Origin of the sequence: Thalassobacterium maritimum (assembly GCF_031127805.1) — a bacterium.
Classification (GTDB): domain Bacteria; phylum Verrucomicrobiota; class Verrucomicrobiia; order Opitutales; family Coraliomargaritaceae; genus Thalassobacterium; species Thalassobacterium maritimum.
Genome location: NZ_JARXHW010000001.1, coordinates 1 through 18,035, shown reverse-complemented (window position 1 = coordinate 18,035; position 18,035 = coordinate 1). Strand labels below are relative to the sequence as shown.

The 18,035-nt window shown below is 51.0% G+C and carries 17 protein-coding genes; 10 read left to right on the top strand and 7 right to left on the bottom strand.

Annotation, left to right across the window (positions count from 1 at the left end; genetic code table 11):
• Window positions 1-149: 149 nt before the first annotated feature.
• The 6 genes from QEH52_RS00085 to QEH52_RS00060 all read left to right on the top strand — a co-directional run bounded on the left by QEH52_RS00085 (window position 150) and on the right by QEH52_RS00060 (window position 4,394).
• Entirely contained in the window at window positions 150-611 is a 462-nt protein-coding gene (locus QEH52_RS00085; RefSeq protein ID WP_308947850.1) for an Imm26 family immunity protein, read from the top strand.
• A gap of 224 nt (window positions 612-835) precedes the next feature.
• Window positions 836-1,123 carry a hypothetical protein gene (locus QEH52_RS00080; protein WP_308947848.1) on the top strand — a complete coding sequence of 96 codons (288 nt, stop codon included), beginning with the start codon at window positions 836-838 and terminating at the stop codon, window positions 1,121-1,123.
• 235 nt (window positions 1,124-1,358) lie between these two features.
• On the top strand, window positions 1,359-2,186 hold the full coding sequence (locus QEH52_RS00075; RefSeq protein WP_308947846.1) for a hypothetical protein: 828 nt from the start codon (window positions 1,359-1,361) through the stop codon (window positions 2,184-2,186).
• Window positions 2,187-2,243: 57 nt separating this feature from the next.
• Window positions 2,244-2,555, top strand: a complete 312-nt coding sequence (locus tag QEH52_RS00070; protein WP_308947845.1) for an SMI1/KNR4 family protein — start codon at window positions 2,244-2,246, stop codon at window positions 2,553-2,555.
• A gap of 40 nt (window positions 2,556-2,595) precedes the next feature.
• Window positions 2,596-3,942: a Druantia anti-phage system protein DruA gene (locus tag QEH52_RS00065; RefSeq protein ID WP_425609271.1), complete on the top strand. Its 1,347-nt coding sequence runs from the start codon at window positions 2,596-2,598 to the stop codon at window positions 3,940-3,942.
• Window positions 3,927-4,394, top strand: coding sequence for a transposase (locus QEH52_RS00060; RefSeq protein ID WP_425609270.1), 468 nt, complete (start codon window positions 3,927-3,929; stop codon window positions 4,392-4,394). The genes QEH52_RS00065 and QEH52_RS00060 overlap by 16 nt, the downstream gene beginning before the upstream one ends.
• Before the next feature lie 1,256 nt (window positions 4,395-5,650).
• On the opposite strand, the gene QEH52_RS00055 is transcribed toward QEH52_RS00060, so the two are convergent.
• The 3 genes from QEH52_RS00055 to QEH52_RS00045 all read right to left on the bottom strand — a co-directional run bounded on the left by QEH52_RS00055 (window position 5,651) and on the right by QEH52_RS00045 (window position 9,083).
• Entirely contained in the window at window positions 5,651-7,420 is a 1,770-nt protein-coding gene (locus QEH52_RS00055) for a hypothetical protein (protein ID WP_308947844.1), read from the bottom strand.
• A 102-nt stretch (window positions 7,421-7,522) separates the two neighbouring features.
• Window positions 7,523-8,413 (bottom strand): YifB family Mg chelatase-like AAA ATPase, encoded by an 891-nt coding sequence (locus QEH52_RS00050; RefSeq protein WP_308947843.1) that lies wholly within the window; start codon window positions 8,411-8,413, stop codon window positions 7,523-7,525.
• Between the two features lie 112 nt (window positions 8,414-8,525).
• Entirely contained in the window at window positions 8,526-9,083 is a 558-nt protein-coding gene (locus QEH52_RS00045; protein WP_308947842.1) for a phosphoribosyltransferase, read from the bottom strand.
• Window positions 9,084-9,277: 194 nt separating this feature from the next.
• On the opposite strand from QEH52_RS00045, the gene QEH52_RS00040 reads away from it, so the two are divergent.
• Both QEH52_RS00040 and glgA read left to right on the top strand, forming a co-directional pair.
• The gene (locus QEH52_RS00040; protein ID WP_308947841.1) at window positions 9,278-10,336 is read left to right on the top strand and encodes an exosortase/archaeosortase family protein; all 1,059 of its coding nucleotides are present in this window, start codon (window positions 9,278-9,280) and stop codon (window positions 10,334-10,336) included.
• A 5-nt stretch (window positions 10,337-10,341) separates the two neighbouring features.
• Window positions 10,342-11,820 (top strand): glycogen synthase GlgA, encoded by a 1,479-nt coding sequence (gene glgA, locus QEH52_RS00035; protein WP_308947840.1) that lies wholly within the window; start codon window positions 10,342-10,344, stop codon window positions 11,818-11,820.
• 109 nt (window positions 11,821-11,929) lie between these two features.
• Here glgA and QEH52_RS00030 read toward each other — a convergent pair whose 3' ends face one another.
• Complete coding sequence (locus tag QEH52_RS00030) at window positions 11,930-12,970, bottom strand: choice-of-anchor A family protein (RefSeq protein ID WP_308947839.1); 1,041 nt, start codon at window positions 12,968-12,970, stop codon at window positions 11,930-11,932.
• A gap of 211 nt (window positions 12,971-13,181) precedes the next feature.
• Window positions 13,182-13,628 (bottom strand): DUF5069 domain-containing protein, encoded by a 447-nt coding sequence (locus QEH52_RS00025; protein WP_308947838.1) that lies wholly within the window; start codon window positions 13,626-13,628, stop codon window positions 13,182-13,184.
• Window positions 13,629-13,753: 125 nt separating this feature from the next.
• Between QEH52_RS00025 and QEH52_RS00020 the strand changes: the two genes are divergently transcribed.
• Window positions 13,754-15,112, top strand: coding sequence for an MFS transporter (locus QEH52_RS00020; RefSeq protein WP_308947837.1), 1,359 nt, complete (start codon window positions 13,754-13,756; stop codon window positions 15,110-15,112).
• 49 nt (window positions 15,113-15,161) lie between these two features.
• Here QEH52_RS00020 and QEH52_RS00015 read toward each other — a convergent pair whose 3' ends face one another.
• Window positions 15,162-15,491: a hypothetical protein gene (locus QEH52_RS00015; protein WP_308947836.1), complete on the bottom strand. Its 330-nt coding sequence runs from the start codon at window positions 15,489-15,491 to the stop codon at window positions 15,162-15,164.
• Between the two features lie 21 nt (window positions 15,492-15,512).
• A complete protein-coding gene (argA, locus tag QEH52_RS00010) occupies window positions 15,513-16,820 on the bottom strand; it encodes an amino-acid N-acetyltransferase (protein ID WP_308947835.1) in 1,308 nt (435 codons plus the stop codon).
• A gap of 140 nt (window positions 16,821-16,960) precedes the next feature.
• On the opposite strand from argA, the gene xerD reads away from it, so the two are divergent.
• Window positions 16,961-17,914: a site-specific tyrosine recombinase XerD gene (gene xerD, locus QEH52_RS00005; RefSeq protein ID WP_308947834.1), complete on the top strand. Its 954-nt coding sequence runs from the start codon at window positions 16,961-16,963 to the stop codon at window positions 17,912-17,914.
• Window positions 17,915-18,035: the final 121 nt, after the last annotated feature.

The window sequence follows — 18,035 nt, the reverse complement described above, 5'->3', positions numbered from 1 at the left end:
GTAGGCAGGCTAGATCAATTGAAAGGGCTCTTATTGATCGCAACCCTAGTTTTGACAATAAGATCAATTCGATTAGTCCTAAACGCGAATGGTATTAAGAAGCTGTTGAATGGGGAGAGTCATGGCTCCAAACGAATGGATTATAAGCAATGAATTTAAATGTACTTCGCAAAGGTCGTAAGAAAGCAGAGAATGGGGATATATTCGTGTTTCAACTGAAACAGGAACCAAACCAATATCGATACGGACGAGTCATAAATGCCGCATCTAATATTGGCGGTTTTAAAGATACGATAATGATCTACATGTATAATATAACGTCATCGGATAAAACAAGAATTCCAGATTTGAATCGCCGAAATCTCTTGGTTGAACCGATGGCAACCAATCAGCTTCCTTGGTCTAAAGGCTACTTTGAATATGTGGAAAATAGACCTATAGAATCAAATGAGACTTTTGAGCACCATTACTTCAGAGATTTTCGTGGAAAGCTTTTCGACGAGCATGGGAATGAAGTAGCTAGGGCCAGCGAGCCAATCGGTGAATATGGCCTTCAAAGTTATAAGACGATTGATGACAAAATTAGCATGGCGCTGGGCTATCCTGTATAGCTTAGTCCCGTATGCCCAAAGGGTATCCTAGCTTCGAAGAAAAATAGATTATGGCTAGAATTAAAATTGGTGACATTGTAGAAATTAAGACCTCCAAAGGTTATGCTTACGCACATTACACGCACAAGCATAAGCAGTATGGTGCTTTACTCCGAGTCTTTAAATCTCTTTATCCATCAAAGCTTGAATCCTAGGATGAGCTGTTTTTAGGTGTGTATCGATTCATGAATTTCTTTCCTTTGCAAGCTGCTGTAAATCACGGGGGCGTCGAAATAGTAGGGAATGAGGTTGTCCCGGCCGAAGAAAAATCGTTTCCAGTTTTTAGGACTGGTATGGTCGATCCACAAACAAGAAAAGTTTCAGTTTGGTGGTTATGGGACGGTGAAAAAGAATGGAAGATCGGAAAGCTATCTCCAGAGCAGCGCTCGCTTCCAATTAGAGGTGTTTGGAATGACACGATCTTAATTGAACGTATAGAATCAGGTTGGACACCCGAGACAGACCGCAACTGACTAGCTTGTCACTTGGAGAAGTCGTTATCTCGCCGCTCCTCGGATCAATGCCGCAACTGGCAAAGGTCGTCCACTCGCATCCCCGCTCGCCGACCATCCCTGATCTACCCCGCTTCTGGTGTAAGCGTCCGAAGTGGGGTAGGCGGGAGCCTGCCATCTTGTAAAGTCCGAAGACATAGGTAACAGCTGTGCGCGGACATCCTCTTTATACCGTCTTTAGTGAGGGCAACTAATTATGAAGATTCAGCATCGTGTTTCATTTAACACCAAATCAGATTTAGCTAAAGATCTTAAAGCAATGGGACTAACTTTCAAGGAAGGTCCCATCATTAGTACTCTGGAGATTGATGAGTCAGACCGTCAATGGCCGCAAATTGAATCTCTTGTGGAGATGTATGAGGCTGTTGATTTAGCTGATACGAAGTTTACTAAAAAAGAACTGGATAGTGCAGGTTGGTTGCGTATGGGAGCAAGTTGGCATCACGGTTATCCCATGCCAGATGATGATTTTGGGTACCTTGGTAGGACATATGATCTAAGTTGCTATGATCCGAAAACTGGAATTGGAAAACTTCAGAAAGCTCCTTTCCAAATGAAAGCAGAACCAGTTTGGAAAAAGAATCATCTGCTCCAACTTAATTGGATCTATGATGTCTTCTTTGTTCTTCCTGAAGTATGGGAGAGTGTGTTTAAGCCGCTTGGTGTTGAGTGTGAACCCGTGGTGAAGTATGATTCTGGGGAAATATTAAAGACTGTTGTGCAACTCAAGTCTGGGGGGGTAGTGCCATCGCCACTGGAACTCACTGGTTTTCCTAAAGAAGGTGAAAAATACCTTCCTATAAACAAAGGTTACTTTCCCGGGGCTTCGACATTTAAGGGATGGAGTAGGCACTATTTACAATCTCAGGAGTATTTTGGAAGTGGTGCCTCGGCGAGTAAGGCTATTATCGTTTCTGCCGAGTTTTATTCGGCCATGAAGGATAACAAACTAAAAGGAGTTGATTTTGTCCCGATGAGGACTGAATCTCGTCACGATGGAGCTTATAATCAAAGGAATTCATAGATCGACTGGGCATGCTGGAGGTGCTGCAGCGATTTGTGGCGGAGGATCATTTGATTGATGAATTTCAAGTTAAGAAAATATAGTACTGCGACAGATCAAGACCTTTTGCAGGCAGAAAAATCGTATCAGACTTCTTTTCCTCCTGAATATCTAGAATTTGTCCGACAATTTGATGGAGCTGTTCCTGAGGATAATCAGTTCAATGGAAATGTCCGGATTAGTGTTGATTGTTTTATTCCGATTAGAAATGTGCCTAGCTTTGCTGATAAGATAGAAGGGTTTCCTAGAAACGAGATTCCAATTGCGGAGGATCCGCAGGGCTCATTTTTGAAAAAATTTAAAAACCTGAAACAGAGTGATTTAAAATAAACGCTAGACAAACCGGGATACGCGACTATGTTATTGATGGATGAGTATCGAATCAATCACCGGAGAGCTCAGCGACGAAGCGTTGCGCGGGCTTGAGCTGCGCCTTTGGCGCGACGAAGATGTGGACACGTATGTGGCTTTGCTGGAGAAGCACCATTACCTTGGCTGTCCGGATGCGCGCAAGCGCCATCTGTGCCAAGTGGTATGCCACGAAGGCAAAGCGGTGGCGCTGGTCGTCTGGACGACAGCCTCCCCAAAGTTGGCGGGCCGCGAAGCGTATCTGCGTTGGGATGCGCGCACGCGCCAGAAGCGCTTGAGCTGGCTGGTTCAGAACAACCGCTTCCTGCTGTTGCCCTCGAAGCGTCCGTCCAATCTGGCCAGCCGTGTCTTGGGCATGGCGGTCAAAGCCCTGCCGCAAGCTTGGGAGGACAGGTATGGCAAACGCCCTTTGCTGGCCGAGACCTTCGTCGATCCGGAGGGCTACAAGGGCACCTGCTACAATGCGGCCGGATGGATTAACTGTGGACGCACCGCAGGCTACGCGAGAGTGAGCGGTCGCGACTTTTACCAAGACAACGAGCACCCCAAAAACCTCTGGCTCAAACCCCTCTCACGCGACGCGCTGGATCGCCTGCGCGACCCCAGCCGCCTACTGCCGGGTGAAGACCCGAAGGCCCGTGTCCCCGGCGCGATGCCGGTCAAGGCCAAGCAAGCCGAGAGCCTCTCGAAGGCCCTGCGCACGGTCAAAGACTCGCGCTCGCGCCGCGGGCGCGAGTATCCGCTCGGCGCCATGCTCGCCACCACCGTGCTCGCACTGTGCTGCGGAGCCAAGACCGTCAGCGACATCTTCCGCTTTTGCCAGGATCTGACTTCGGCGCAGAGGCGCAGCCTCGGATTCCGCTCCAAGCCCGCGGCGCCCCGCGTGGTGGCACCGCCCGGCGAGGGTTGCTGGCGCACAGTCCTCGCCTCGGTCGACCCTGCGGAACTGGCGAAAGCCCTGAACGGCTGGCTGCAAGCGCAAAGCAAGAACGGAACCTTGCCGGAACTGCTTTCCATCGACGGCAAAGTCATCGGCAACAATCTGGCCACCCTCGTTTCGCTGGTCGATGCGCGCGACGGCAGCCCCGTCGCCCAAGAGGCCGCCCCCGGCAACGGACAGGAACAGAAGCTGACCAAGCAACTCGTGGAAGCTCTGCCCGAAGGAGCGCTCGAAGGCAAAACGGTCAAAGGCGACGCCCTCTACTCGAACAAAAATCTGGTCAGGGAGATCGTGCAGGAGCGCGGCGGCGATGTTCTCGTCCAGCTCAAGGCCAACCAGAAAACCACCCTCGAAGAAGTCACCCGGAGGTTGAGCCATACGGCTCCCCCTTTTTGCACGCACCGGTAGAACTCGGCCATGGACGCATCGACACCCGCTCGATCCGGCTCATGCCCGTCAGTCCCCTGCAAGTCAACTTCCCTTGCATACGATCGGTCGCCGAGATCAAGCGCGAATCAACCGACAAGAAATCCGGCCAAAACTCCAAGGGCAGCCGGATCTACTTGAGCAGCCGGGAGAAGGAACCTCCCGCAGCCGTGCTGGGGCAGATACGCCTGCGCTGGAACGTGGAAAACAAAAACCACCACCACCGGGACGCCACCTTCCTCGAAGACAAATGCCGCTGTCGCACCGGCAACACCGCCGCCAACCTGGCTCTACTGCGGGGAGCCGTCCTCAAAATCTGGAAAACCACGCGTCCGGACTTACCCGCACCTGCCTTCGTCCAACGAAATCAAAGAAAAATTGACGCCGTGACCAACCTTATGACCAAAAATCAACGACTTACGAATTTGCAGTGAGGTGCCCTGGGAGGATCCGTCGGGAAACATTTTTTATCTTTCCTCAAGTAATTTGCGCGTATACTTGTGGGAGCATGAAGAAGGTTCACTGGGACGGTTGATAGCGAATTCATTTTCCGAATTCTTGTCTGCATTAGAGCCATTTGATGCTGATTCTATTCAATTGAAGCCTGGTCAGGTTGAGTCAGTTTGGGTTGATCCTAATTTCAAGCCAGAGTTTTAGTTTAACGGTTCGCCACGAGGATTTGGCAAATGCAATTCTGCATATGGAATTGAAACTCGTAATGGGATAGATACTAGAGTTTTTTGTCCGAGCAATAATCTTGGGACGATATAATTGAATCAGCTGGTTGAACTGGTGGAAAGGATTTAGGATATTAGAATGGAAGATCTAGTTACTCATAATGTAGGTGCCGAATATGACAATGAAGTTTGGAGATCATTGAGATCGGCTATATCAAAGCTTAATGGAAAAATGGTTGATGGGCGTTGGCGGGTTCTCAAGAGTTAAGCTTCTTTGAGGTCGATATTGAAGGTCATAAGATTGAGGTGGAGTCAGAAACATACATTGGTGTCTCGATTTCGGGGCCATCCCAGCTAATAAAGCGAATGCGCGATACGATGAAAGGTGCTTAGCCGCTCTTCCGGTCAACGTCGCATCGGCTGCCGCAGACCTCCACTCGGCTCTCGCCTCTTCACTGGCAAAGGTCGACCGTCCCGCCTCTGGTCGCCCCCTGTTTTGCAGCAATGGGCCGTGCTCTCCACCCAAAGGGATCTTATGCCTAATTCCTGCTTCACGGATTATACCAATATCCGAAGCCTGTCCCTCCAACCAGCGACATTATTAACGTCAGCTTTGTGGCCCCCAGAGCATCATTTTCTGAGTTTTTATCTTTCTTTGGCTCAAAAGGCTTCGTATGATGGCATTATACGAATCGGCTGTATAGGCTAAAAGAGTCTTAAGAGTTGGCCTACCTGTTTATTATTCCTGCGGAATTAGCTTAATGTGGCTCTTTACTATGAACTTGAAAAAATCTTTGAATTTGGCAGGCTGTGATGATGGCGTCTAAGAATAATCAGGAAGCATTGGAAAAACTGAGGGAAAAGTATTCTCAGAAAATTGCCCAGATGCAGATGTCTGAGCAACGGGCAGCATTTTGTACCCTCTCTAGAGCTTCTGCCGAAGAAATTAATAAGTCAGTCGTAATTGGAGGCTAATAGGCCTGTAGGTCCGATAGTAGATTGTATTGTCTGCCTTATTTTGATTTTCTGGGTTTCTTTTTCGGAGATAGAAGTGCTCTAAGCTCCCTATGGATACTGCGTGCCGTGCCTCTATTTGCTTCATCGAGCGGAGGGGGAATTTTGTGGTTTTTGCTGAAAGGTATTAGATCGGGATTCTGTTCGAAATATACTGTAGGATATTTCTTCAATCTGCACATATGCATTTTAATCTCATCGATGATTTTTTCGCATCTCTGTGATGAGACTCCTTTTGCGATAATTCCTGGAAATGAGAATCGGTCGTTTATGTTAACTCGTTCTATATTCAGTAGTATCACAGTAGTTCCTTTATAGGAAATGATCGCTTGGTGTAACTGCCGCTGATACTTGATCCGATCAGAGCCACTGATAATATGTGGGTCCGTAAAAGAGTTTCCTCTTTGAGTTTGGTTCACGCGTATTGGGGAAGCACTAGGCGATTGAACTGCGGAAATATCAGGTAGTTGCAAAAGTTCTTCGTAGATCCCCTCGAAATCGACTGGATACTTCTTAACGGAGGAATTGTTGTTTTCAGCGCTGTAATTTCCTCGACCTAATGATTTCTTGCCCGAATCGGACTCCGCAGGTGCTGTTCCATAGTTTTGTGTCTCGCCGTCTTCTTTGGGATCATTTTGAGGGTCTGAATCAGGTGGTGGAAGGCGTTCATTTTCTGATGATACGCCAATTGAGAATCGATCATGAGCAGGCTTTGCGCAACCATATGTTTCGACGTTGAATGAAGTCGCATTTGGTTTAGGCGCTCTTGATTCTCGCTTTCCTCTCTTTTTTTGGTGCCGATTGTCTCCACTTGGTTCTCCGTCTTCGTTTATGCCAGTTGGTATCGATGATTCACCCAATCGAGTAACTTTGTAGCCTTCGTGAGGAGATGTATATGAGATTTCAGTAAATCTCTGAATCAGCCTTTGCTTGTAGCCGCGATAGTCTGCGAGTGTTCGATAAGTATACCGAAGGCTAAAAGCATTATCCCAAGGGAACTTAAAGGAAACTCTGGCTTTGGGGCGGTGTGTTTGAGTTTTATTGAACTGAGCTATGATCGCTCTGCGCAAGTCGATGATTTGTTCCTGAGTGCGACGATCAAAAAAGATTTCAACGATATCCTTATGCGATTTAGTTCTTTGGCGGTCGGCATACTCAATAAGGATGCTTTTTTTCGGATGATCAATCTGGGACTTGGCTGTGAATAGATTGATGAAATGGCTACTATAATCAGTATGGGTATACTGGGCAGGAGTTTGAAGGATTGCATTGAGCAGCATACTCGAGCTGCCAAAGCAACTGGAAATGATGTTCCAACATGGGGCATACAGTTTGCTTTTATTTACTTCATCAGTTATCAATGCGAAGTTTTCGTCGTGCAGTTGCTTAGCTGGATGGTATGAGAATGTGTTTTTTGCGACGTTTTGGAGATAAATGACTCCTGAGGGATCAACATCGACTGAGGCCTCTGGAAATCGAAAATTTGGAGGACATTCGGTTTCTTCTGCATTTTTGATGAAGGTTCCAGGTGGGAACTTTAGCATGTCGGGAACCGGCACTCTATGTCGCGACTGTTTCTGGTAGTCGTAGGCATCTCGAAAGTCTGGAGTTTTCTCAAGTGGATTAGCCGGGATTAAGGTAGCAATTACGTCATACTCGTAACTCCGATTAGATGCTTTAATTAGATGCCCATATCCGGCAACTAGATATGTCTGGTTGTCATTTTCAGGCCAAAATAAAGAAATTAATTCAGTGTTTTGATCAGGCATTCTCAAATTGCTCCTTTGGTGTGTGCTATATGATTTTCCTAAATAATCTGTTCTATGAGTTTAAAGTGCCTCGTATTTCCAGTTTATTTTTGTAAATTCCAGTTATCTCTTGTTGCTCACAATGGAGCCACCGCCAAGTAGGCCGACATCACTGATAGTGTGATGGGGCGAGCGGAAGGGGCGTTGGAAGTAGCGGTTGTCGCTGGAAAGTGTGGTGCCTGCGGCGGACTGGATGCTGAGGATCTCGAGGAACTCGTCGATCTGCGGCTGCGGCATGATGGTCGGTATCCGTTTGGCAATCATACTCTTCCCCGAACCCGGACTGCCAATCATCAGCAGATTATGTCCACCACTGACGGCAATCTCGACGGCGCGCCGCACGGCTTGCTGGCCTTTGACTTCTGCAAAGTCGATACGCTGGCTCTCGGGGGGTGTTTGAAAGAAGCTGCTCTGGTTGGTGGGGAGGGGCTTAATGATATGCTCGTGATTGAGAAAGCGCACCGCTTCGTCGAGGCTTTCGACGGGGTAGATCGCGACGCCGTCCACGAGGGCCGCTTCGTCGGCTGATTCTGCGGGCACGATCAGCCCACGCTTGCCGAGGCGTTTGGCCAGCATCGCCATGGCTAAGGTGCCTTTAACGGGGCGCGTCTTGCCCGATAGGCTGAGTTCGCCCGCGATCAGAAAGTTGTCCAGTTCGGCATCTTCGCACTTTTTCATAGAGACGAGGATGGCGAGGGCGATGGGAAGGTCGTAGGCGGGCCCTTCCTTGCGTAGGCCGCCAGGGGCGAGGTTAATAGTGGTGCGTGTCGCGGGTGTGCGAAAGCCACTGTTGGCCATTGCGGAAAGGACGCGATCTTGCGATTCTTTTACGGCGGTGTCAGGGAGGCCGACTAAGATGAAGCGAGGATCGCCTGCCTCGCCTGTATTGACCTCGACCTGTACGAGGTGCGCGTCGACGCCGACGAGTGCTGCAGACTGTGTGATTCCTAGCATTGCTTATCCTTATCTGACTAAGGATAGTGAACGCTATTGCACTAATGTCACTCTTTTTTACCTTTAACTGGATGTCGCGACATACCGCCGTGCATTGTCCTTCGTCATGCAGCTATTGGCAGGGGATGGTGTAGACTTCCGGGAAATTTGAATTGTGGTTTTTGTCTTCCATGCCGTAACCCGCAAACCACTCGGTGCCAGTGTATTCGAAGCCGATGTAATCCGGGGTGTAGACGGATGCTGCGTGATTGCGGTGGATGAGCACTGCGGTTTTGACCATTTTTGCGCCATTTTCGAGAGCATAGGCGTGCAGGTGCTTGAGTGTTTTGCCACTATCACAGATGTCGTCGACTAGGAGCACGTGGCGTCCTTTCATCTCCGCGGGCTCGACTACCAGACGGAACTCTTCGCTTTGCGTGTTACTCTCTGAGGAGTAGCTCATCGCCCGGCAAAAAGAAGGTTCGACTGTGTAGGGGATTTGCTTGAGTAGATCGGCAAAGAAAAAGACGCCGCCACGCAGGATGCAAATCGCGAGCACTTGCTGCCCATCGTTGACCTGGGCATCTTTGACCCAGTGTCGCATTTGTCCCGCCATTTTATAGACTCTGTAGGCAATATCCTCTTGAGAGTAGGTGAGCTTAAAATTTTGCGGGACTTCTCGAATCATCATAATGCGCAATATCGAGAAGCCAGAACTCAAGCTTGTCCACACTTTTACGCCAAAGTGGTGTCGATTTCGTGACAATCATTTGCCTCGCTCACTGGAGTGAAAATCCGCTTTTCTGGGTTGCTATAGGCTGCAAGCGTGACAACTCTTCGCCCTAGATTGACTTCTTCTATTCCGATTGTGAGCACCTGATCCCCGTGACGACGAAAACCGAAAACCAAACCTTTAAAAATCTCTTGCCGGAGCAAATAGCAGTGGCCTGCCTCATCGCTGGCTTTGCCTTGTATACGATTTGGGATCAACTGTTCTGGTGGGCCAATCGCGAGGATTATAGTTTTGGCTATCTGGTGCCACTTTTTTCGGCTTATGTGCTCTATGATCGCTGGCCAGTGCTGCGCAGTTATCTCTTTTCGGGGCATGCGCCAGGGGAGCCTGCCCCAGCTCCTGCTAAAAGTGGTGGGCTTAGCTCTCTGTTTGAGTGGGTTGCGATTGCGGCCTTTTGCGCCTCTTTGCTGCTCTTTGGGATTGGGGCGCTCCTGCGTGCGGCCACCGGACCGCAGAATCCGGCATCGTTGGCGATTGCAGCCAGCCTCGGGGGGCTGACTTTGAGTGGCGTCTTTATTTTTACCAAGCAACGGGTGGATGGGAAGCTGATGCCTCTGAAGCAGCGCCTGGCGCTAGCGGCACTGTTTATCTTTCCAGCTTTGATTTGGATGATTTCGGCGCCACTGGTCTCTGTCTTAGAAACTAAGATTCGCGTCTTTTTGCTGACCAAGGTCACGATCATTGTCTTTCATTCTTTTGATTTCCTCGGTTTCGAATTGGAGCGTGAAGGTAATGTGCTCATCCTTCCCGAGGGGCAAGTGGGGGTTGAGGAGGCTTGCTCTGGTATTCGTTCTTTGACGGCTTGTTTATTTGCCGGTTCTTTTCTGGCGGCTGTCTTCTTGGATCGTTTCTGGAAAAAGTTTTTGTTGGTCTGTGCCGCTATGATCTTTGCGGTGCTGACTAATCTGATCCGCAGCATCTTTTTAACTTTGTGGGCCTACTATAATGGCTCGCAGGCGATCGACGAGCACTGGGTCTTGCCTTTGATCGGTGATATTGGCTCTGTGCACGACGTGACTGGTTTTGCGATTCTTGGCTTCACCTGCGTCGGCTTGATCTGTCTGCTGCCGATTTTTAATTTTAAATTACAGGATTTCGAAGACGAGCACGAAGATTGGAATGCGCCTGAGAATACGGAAGCCAAGAGCTAGTAGATATGGAAAGGCAGCGTATCCTGATGTTGGCTCCCGAGGTGGCGCCTTTTAAGAAAGTGGGCGGCTTGGCCGATGTGGTAGCTGCGCTCTCGAAGTCGCTGGCTGCACGTGGGCATGATGTGCGTATCTTGATGCCGCGCTATGCGGAGATGGAGCATTTTGATGGTGCGCAAGCCTTGGAGCGCCCGCTCATCGTGCGACTCGGCGGGCACGAAGCTTATGGGCGTATTTGGCAGCATACTTTGCCGGGTTCGGAACTGCCTTGTTACTTTATTGAGCATAATCAGTATTTCGGTGGGCCTGCAGTCTACGTCGGCCCCTCGGGGAATGAGGATGACAACGGGCAACGCTTCGCTTTTCTGAGTCGTGCGGCGATTGATTTTTGTGAGCAAATGGATTGGATTCCCGACGTGGTGCATTGCCATGATTGGCCTTGTGCTTTAACGCCCGTCTATATGAATACCACTGAAGCAGAGCGTCCTATGGGGCGGGCGGCCTCGGTCTTTACCATTCATAATTTGCAACATCACGGCTGGTTTCATCGCAGCTTGCTCCAGTTTTCTGGTTTGCCGAACTCGGTCTTTCGCAGCGATGGCTTGGAGTCGATGGGGGAGCTCAATATGCTCAAGGGCGGCCTCTACCACGCAACTAAAATTACCACAGTCAGCCCGACCTACGCGCGTGAGGTGCAGACGCCCGATGGTGGTTGCGGGTTGAATGCTTTACTGCGCTTTCGATCTTCCGACCTGATAGGTGTGCTCAACGGCGTCGACTTAGATGAGTGGAATCCCACGACGGATCCTCACCTTCCAGCGCATTTTTCGGCTAGCGATATGGCAGGCAAAGCAGCCGTCAAGGCAGCGTTACAAGTGGCCTATGGTCTCGAAGTGAATCCAGATAAGCCGCTGTTTACAGTGGTCTCTCGGCTCGTGGGGCAGAAGGGGCTCGATCTCTTGGCTGCGTGTTGCGACCGCTTAATGGCGGATATGCAGATACAGATTGCGGTGCTCGGCACCGGGGAGCCGGACTTGGAGCACAGTTTCGATCAACTGACGCAGCGTCACCCCGGCCGCTTCGGCAGCTATATCGGCTTCAATAATCAACTCGCGCATTTGACCATTGCGGGCGCGGATTGCTTCATCATGCCAAGTCGTTTTGAGCCCTGCGGTTTGGGGCAGTTATACGCGATGCGTTATGGCACTGTGCCAGTGGTTCGTGCCACGGGTGGGCTGATTGATACGGTGGAGCCATTCGACGAAGAGCAGGGTACTGGCACTGGATTTGTGTTTAATCAGGCGACTGCCGATGCGCTGTATTATGCGATCGGCTGGGCCTGCGCCACTTATTATGATCGACCTGATGCGTTCCGGCAGTTGCAGCAAAACGGCATGGCTGGCGATTACAGTTGGGATGCTTCGGCTGCTAAATATGAGTCGATTTACGACTGGGCAGTCAGCGCGCGGCAAGCCGCCTTTGTGTAGCGGACTCGTTTGTGAAAATGAAGTCAGCTGCTGAATTGTGCATGCGTTGTGCCTGCGTTGCGCCTCGGCCGCGCGAGCCTAGCGCTTTTCAGCGCTTCTGCCATGGGCTCTAGCGTCGTCTTCTCGCTGCGACGAATGCACCCGCGGTCATTGCGACTAGCAATGCATAGGAGCTCGGCTCGGGCACTGCAGATAAGTCGCCAGTAAATAGGTGATTATGAAACTCTCCGCCTCCGTTTTTCTCGACTTCGCCTGCGATGAATGCGGCTCCGTTGAGCCCGCCTGCTGTTTGTTCGTAAGAGGTGGTATTCACGGCCAGCATTGCCCCATTGTGATCCATACTGGTCATCGCGATCGAAGTCGCTTCTTGGTAATTAATGATGACGTTGGTCAGTTCGGTTCCAGTGACATTCATTGTGCCGGATAAATCGATCTCACTGCCTTCAACGTTGATGATGACAGTCGCGTCCTCTGGCGCTGTAATAGTCCGATATTTTTGTCCATCCCAGTCGGCTTCGCTTACGGTGTAAACATAGATGTCGTGGTCGCCGGTAAAAGTGATGCCGACAGAGCCGTAGCCATCGTTGGTCGCGACAGTGCCTGGAGTATCTGCCAAGCGTGAAAATGCCAGCGAGTCGGCACGTAGGCCCGTGAGTATTGCATCAAAGGAGGCTCCGCTGCCGCTGGCGACTGCTTGTCCAGTGGCTAAATCTATATCGAAGGGGCCTGCATTGGTAGTCACAGTGCCTGTGCCACTTGAGTAATAAGAGCCTGATAAGGGGGCGCCGTTGTATACTTGAATTTCTGCGGTGGAAACGCCATTGACTAAACTGCCCCCAACGTAGGCGCTTTCTGTCAACACATAGGCCTTGCCGGTGAAATTGCCGCCAATGATCAAGTCGTGCCTGCCGGGGGAATAGGGCAAGTCGGGCGCCACGACGGCATCGGCCACCGTGTATAAGTTACTGCCGTCGTTCACGGTAACGTTTCCAGATGTGAAATGTCGGCCTTCAGTGTCGCCTCCCATGCCGTAGAAATTCCCGAAAATCATGGCGTTGAATTGAGTCGAGAGCCCTTCAAAAACAGCAGCGCTTGACGTCGCAGATACGGTGATGGCTAAGAGTGATATTGCAGCGTGTGATTTTTTCATAGGAATGAGTTCAAGTGAAAGTTGGTTTACTTGGATTACTTATACGGCTGTTGGATGATCCTTGATGAAAGCCTGCCCGATGATGATTAACTAGGTGCTTATTTGTAAACTTTCAGTAAATCAACTATATAGTGTGATGAATTCTTTGGCTGTAGACAAAAAAACGGGAGCCAAATGGCTCCCGTTGATTAATAACCTTGGAAAATTTATGTTAGATGCGGCCTTCTTCGATATCGTAAACGTCGAACCAGTAATAAACAATTTTATCAGCAGGCACTACTTCGGCGATGTAGTTTTCGAGGAATACTTGCAAGTTCGCGGGCATTTCACTGATTCGCTTGTAGCGCAGGCTGTTGTTCCAGACTACAACTTCTTCTTCCGTGAGCGATTTACTGTTGGCTTGGATCCATTCGGCCACGGCGGCATCGTCAGCGTCGGTCGCGACAAAATCCTTGAAGGCATCTGCATCGATTCCAGTGAATTCTAGGAAAATTTGATCCAAGGGGCAGTTGTAATGATACTGGTCGGCGGTTCCGGCTATGACGGCGCGGCATTTATCCAGCATGCGAGCAGCCACCACAAAGCCAGCTAGCGTGGCGCGCGGGCTGCGTGGAGTGGTCTGAGATAGATCGAGTGAATGAGTGAGTTTTGTAGTCATGGGAATTAGAAGTCACGCGGGCACTGTTTATTCCATTGTTCGAAGGTATTTGTAGTATTATTCGATATAACTGTCTATCGACACAGCAGATTTGTGCGGCTATGTCTGAGAGAATGTGTTCTGAAATGGGTAAACAATCTAAAATTTGGGGACCGGACTTTCCGCTACAACCGCGACGTTGGCCATTCTTCTATGGTTGGATGATCGTAGTATTTGCCACGCTCGGAGTTTCGGCGAGTATGCCGGGGCAGACCGTAGGGGTGAGTGTGTTTACTGCACGTTTAGCAGATGCCTTAGGATTGAGTGCGATGCAGTTGAGTGTGGCGTATATGCTGGGCACTTTGTTGAGCGCATTCGGGCTCAGTGCGGGGGGGCGCTTTTTCGACCGTTGCGGTGCACGGCGCTCGCTGGTGTATTCTGTGCTGGCTTTGGGCGTGGTGTTGCTGGGCTTGAGTTTTATGGAGCTGTTTTCGCGCTGGTTGAGCTATTTGCCTTTGATGGATGCACGACCTTGGCTGGCACCAGGCCTGGTGCTGGTGGTCGGCTTTGCGCTCTTGCGCTTCACGGGACAAGGAATGGTGACCATGTCTTCACGCGCGATGCTGGGGAAGTGGTTTAATCGGCGGCGTGGGGTCGTGACTGCCTGGAGCGGGGCTGTCGTTTCCTTTGCATTCTCGGGTGCGCCCATGGGCTTCGAATATTTGATTCGGCAACTTGGCTGGCAGGGTGCTTGGCAACTGATGGGCTTAGTTATGATTTGTGTATTGGCGCTGCTGTTCTGGATTTTTGCTAGGGATAATCCAGAGGAGTGTGGACTTGAAATGGATGGCGATTATGTCGGTAAAGTGCAGCGAGAGAATCTAGATTCTGTCATCTACCGCGATTATACGCTAGCGGAAGCGCGGCGCACCTTTTCCTTTTGGGCGTTCACTGCAATGTTTGGATTGAACGGCTTAGTGGTCACGGCCTATGCCTTTCATATCATTGCGGTGGGAGAGGAGCTGGGGGTGTCGACCGATTATATCCTAAGGCTGTTTATGCCAGCTGCGATCGTCGCCGTGGTTTCGGGCTTTGCTGTCGCATGGCTCACGGATCAGCCTTTTGTGCGGATCAAGTATCTGCTGTGCGTCATGGCGGTGTCGGCTATGCTTGGTTTTTGTGCGCTGGCAATGGGAGATTATCCGTCGATTAGTTGGCTGCACATCCTGGGGCAAGGTGTTGCGGGCGGGTGTTTTGGGGGCTTGTCTTCGATCGTGTATCCGCGCTTTTTTGGGCGGCAACATTTAGGCGCGATCTCTGGGCTGTTTATGACGGTGATCGTGATGTCGAGTGCGGTGGGGCCGTTTCTGTTTAGCTTGGTGGAGTTGTATCTGGGCGCCTATCGAGCGGGCTTTGCCTTTGCGGCAATCGCAGCGGGCGTGATTGCGGTGGCTGCTTTAGCTGCGGACAATCCACAGCGCCGAAGCAGAACCGATGCGCTTTAGTCGTTAGTAGGAGCGACGCGTTTCAGCCGTCGTTACTGTCGCCTTCTCCTTACGCTTCGTCGCGTAACCATGGGCGGCTGTTGACTTGCTGGATCTTGCCGCGGGAGAGCTCTAGCCACATTTCGAGAGCTTGATTTCGGGTGATGCCACTCATGAAGCGCGGTGCGTCATCCACTTCGTCGAGATTCTCAAAAGTCACAACTCCGCTGGGATAGACCGAAAGCGACCATCCGCTGTGATCGTGTATGAGTGACACATCAGGATGCTCGGCTTCATCCGCATCGCGTGCGTCCAGACTGTCGAGCAGCTCGCGCATTTTATCGATACTTGGATTCAGCTCAGATATGCCGTCGGCGTCTGTTGTATGATAGAGTTCCATTTGAGTGTATTTGGCTAATAACTACAAATCGAGATAGAGCACTTTGGAGTTTCGGCCATTTTTTGTGTAATCCTCCCGCCGTTCGTCGGGGAGATCAGACAGGTCGCCTTCGGTGAATGCGCAGACCTTGGAAAAGAACTGGTTCGCTTGAGTTGTCATCGCGATCACGCGTTTGGCCCCACGTGCCTTGGCTTCGGCACAGGCAAATTCGACCATCTTGCGGCCTACGCCTTTGTTCTGGTAGAAGGGCTGCACATAAACGCTGCCGACTTCGATGACGTCGCCGCCGTCGTAGCTCTTTAAATTGACGCAACCGACGAGGCTGCCGTCGATTTCATACACTAGGTAGCTGTGGATGGAGGCTTCGATGGACTCCAGTGAGCGTTCACGTAGGCTTTCGGAGCGAACACCGTTGCGCGTGATGTTAAAGATCGAGTGCGCGTCGGCTTCGACGGCACGGCGAATGGATTGATACTCGTTGCTGTAAACCATGGTGCCGATGCCCACCTTGTCGAATATCTCGTTGAGCAGTGCGCCGAAGAGGCGGCCGTCGAGGATGTGCGCCCGTGGGGTGCCGGCGTTGATGGCCTTGACGGCGTGTTGCACCTTGCTGCGTAGGCGCTCGGGAATTTTCTCGGCAGCGGTTTCGAGTAGCGTTTCGAGATCGGCGACCGGAAGATTCGTCAAGGGCTTCTCGTCGATTTTGAGCCCTTCTTGAGTCGTCATGTAGATCAGCTTCGAGGCGCTGAGCTTGGAGGCGAGCTCGGAGGCCAGCAAGTCGGAGTTGATCCGTAGCGGAGTGCCGTCGCGGCTGAAGGCGATCGGGGTGATGACGGGAATCGTGTCGGCATCCAATAGCTTGTTAAATAAGACCACATCGAGTTTGTCGACCGCGCCACTGTTAAGTTGGTCGACGCCTTTGACGATGCCAATCTCTTTACTCCTTACGCCGTTGCAAGTGGCGCAGCGCAGGCCATTGCGAGTGAGCCCCTGTATGACTTGCAGGCTGACGATGGCGGCGGCTTCAGTTGCGAGCTCCAGTGTGGCGGTGTCGGTCTTGAGCTCGCCATGTGGGTCGCTGATCGCGGTGTGTTTTTGGCTGGCGAGCGCTTTGAGTTGCTCGCCGATGCCATGTACGAGCACCACCTTGATGTTGAGCGAGCGGAGCACTGCGATGTCGAGCAACACATTCTGGAAGTTTTCATGCGCGACTAGACTGCCGTCCAGCGCCAGCACGAAAACGTGATCGCGAAACATGGGTACGTATTTCAGGATTCCACGCAAATCGGTGGGCTTAATGGTGTTCTCGTGAGTATCCGTGGTGTTCATTGAATGAGGGCGATTGTGAGCAAGCTCTATGAGCTTGCAAGGCACATGTTTTGAAGTTGATCGTGTAGGGGCTTCACTTGTGAAGACCGCCGAAGCTCAGAGCCGAACCGATGCGGTCTTCATCACTGAGGCCCCTACGCATGAGTAAAGACCTCTTAGATCAGATCCCCGTCGCCTTCACAGAACCGCTTGAGAGCTTTTTGGCGTGGTTAGAGTTGGAGCGTGGACTTTCGGCAAATACCTTGTCGGCCTACACGAGAGATCTAGTGCAGTGTGTCGAGTTTTTGGTAGAGGCGGGCGTGGCGGATTGGCAGCACGTGGCGTCTGCCGATGTGGCGGCATGGACAGCGAGTTTGAGTCGGGCCGGTTTCGCGCGTAGTAGTCAGGCGCGAAAGCTGTCGGCCTTGCGGATGCTGGCGAAGCACTTGGTGCGTGAGAATGTGCGCAAGGATGATGTGACCGAACTACTTGGCTCGCCTAAGCTCTCGCGTGACTTACCGGATGTGCTGACGCGGGAGGAAGTCGAGCGCCTGCTGAATGCGCCCTCGGCTGTGAGCCCGCATGGTTTGCGTGACCGTGCCATTTTGGAGCTTTTTTATAGTAGTGGCCTGCGCGTTTCCGAGTTGTGTGGGATATTGTTGCAGAGCATCAATTTGGATGAAGGCTATGTGCGGGTGTTTGGTAAAGGCTCCAAGGAGCGCATCGCGCCTATTGGCAGTGCGGCGGTTCAGGCGGTGCGAGACTATTTGGTGGGCGGGCGACCGCATCTGGTAAAAGCGCGCACCGGGAGTGAGGTATTTTTGAGTCAACAGGGCCGAGCCATTTCGCGAAAAATGATCTGGGTGCTAGTTAAAGAGCACGCAAAGCGGGCAGGCATTAAGAAGCCGATCAAGCCGCACTTGTTACGGCATTCTTTTGCGACACACCTGCTGGAAGGGGGAGCTGATTTACGTGTGATTCAGGAAATGCTCGGCCATGCTGATATTTCGACCACTCAAATCTACACCTCGGTGCAGTCACAGCGATTAGTCGATGAGCATGCGCTCTATCATCCCAGAGCAAAAAAAAAGGCCACTCCGAAGAGTGGCCTTTAGAAAATGTGTGTAGCGCACTTAACTGACTAGGTAGTGTTTTAAATTAAAGATTCACGTACAACGCAATCTTCATGAGCTTCCTACTTGCATCCCCGGCGACAGTATTCAGCATTAGCAGCTG

Coding starts and splice junctions, on each gene's coding strand:
- QEH52_RS00085 (WP_308947850.1), top strand. CDS start 150: ATGAATTTAAATGTACTTCGCAAAGGTCGTAAGAAAGCAGAGAATGGG.
- QEH52_RS00080 (WP_308947848.1), top strand. CDS start 836: ATGAATTTCTTTCCTTTGCAAGCTGCTGTAAATCACGGGGGCGTCGAA.
- QEH52_RS00075 (WP_308947846.1), top strand. CDS start 1,359: ATGAAGATTCAGCATCGTGTTTCATTTAACACCAAATCAGATTTAGCT.
- QEH52_RS00070 (WP_308947845.1), top strand. CDS start 2,244: ATGAATTTCAAGTTAAGAAAATATAGTACTGCGACAGATCAAGACCTT.
- QEH52_RS00065 (WP_425609271.1), top strand. CDS start 2,596: ATGAGTATCGAATCAATCACCGGAGAGCTCAGCGACGAAGCGTTGCGC.
- QEH52_RS00055 (WP_308947844.1), bottom strand. CDS start 7,420: ATGCCTGATCAAAACACTGAATTAATTTCTTTATTTTGGCCTGAAAAT.
- QEH52_RS00050 (WP_308947843.1), bottom strand. CDS start 8,413: ATGCTAGGAATCACACAGTCTGCAGCACTCGTCGGCGTCGACGCGCAC.
- QEH52_RS00045 (WP_308947842.1), bottom strand. CDS start 9,083: ATGATGATTCGAGAAGTCCCGCAAAATTTTAAGCTCACCTACTCTCAA.
- glgA (WP_308947840.1), top strand. CDS start 10,342: ATGGAAAGGCAGCGTATCCTGATGTTGGCTCCCGAGGTGGCGCCTTTT.
- QEH52_RS00030 (WP_308947839.1), bottom strand. CDS start 12,970: ATGAAAAAATCACACGCTGCAATATCACTCTTAGCCATCACCGTATCT.
- QEH52_RS00025 (WP_308947838.1), bottom strand. CDS start 13,628: ATGACTACAAAACTCACTCATTCACTCGATCTATCTCAGACCACTCCA.
- QEH52_RS00020 (WP_308947837.1), top strand. CDS start 13,754: ATGGGTAAACAATCTAAAATTTGGGGACCGGACTTTCCGCTACAACCG.
- QEH52_RS00015 (WP_308947836.1), bottom strand. CDS start 15,491: ATGGAACTCTATCATACAACAGACGCCGACGGCATATCTGAGCTGAAT.
- argA (WP_308947835.1), bottom strand. CDS start 16,820: ATGAACACCACGGATACTCACGAGAACACCATTAAGCCCACCGATTTG.
- xerD (WP_308947834.1), top strand. CDS start 16,961: ATGAGTAAAGACCTCTTAGATCAGATCCCCGTCGCCTTCACAGAACCG.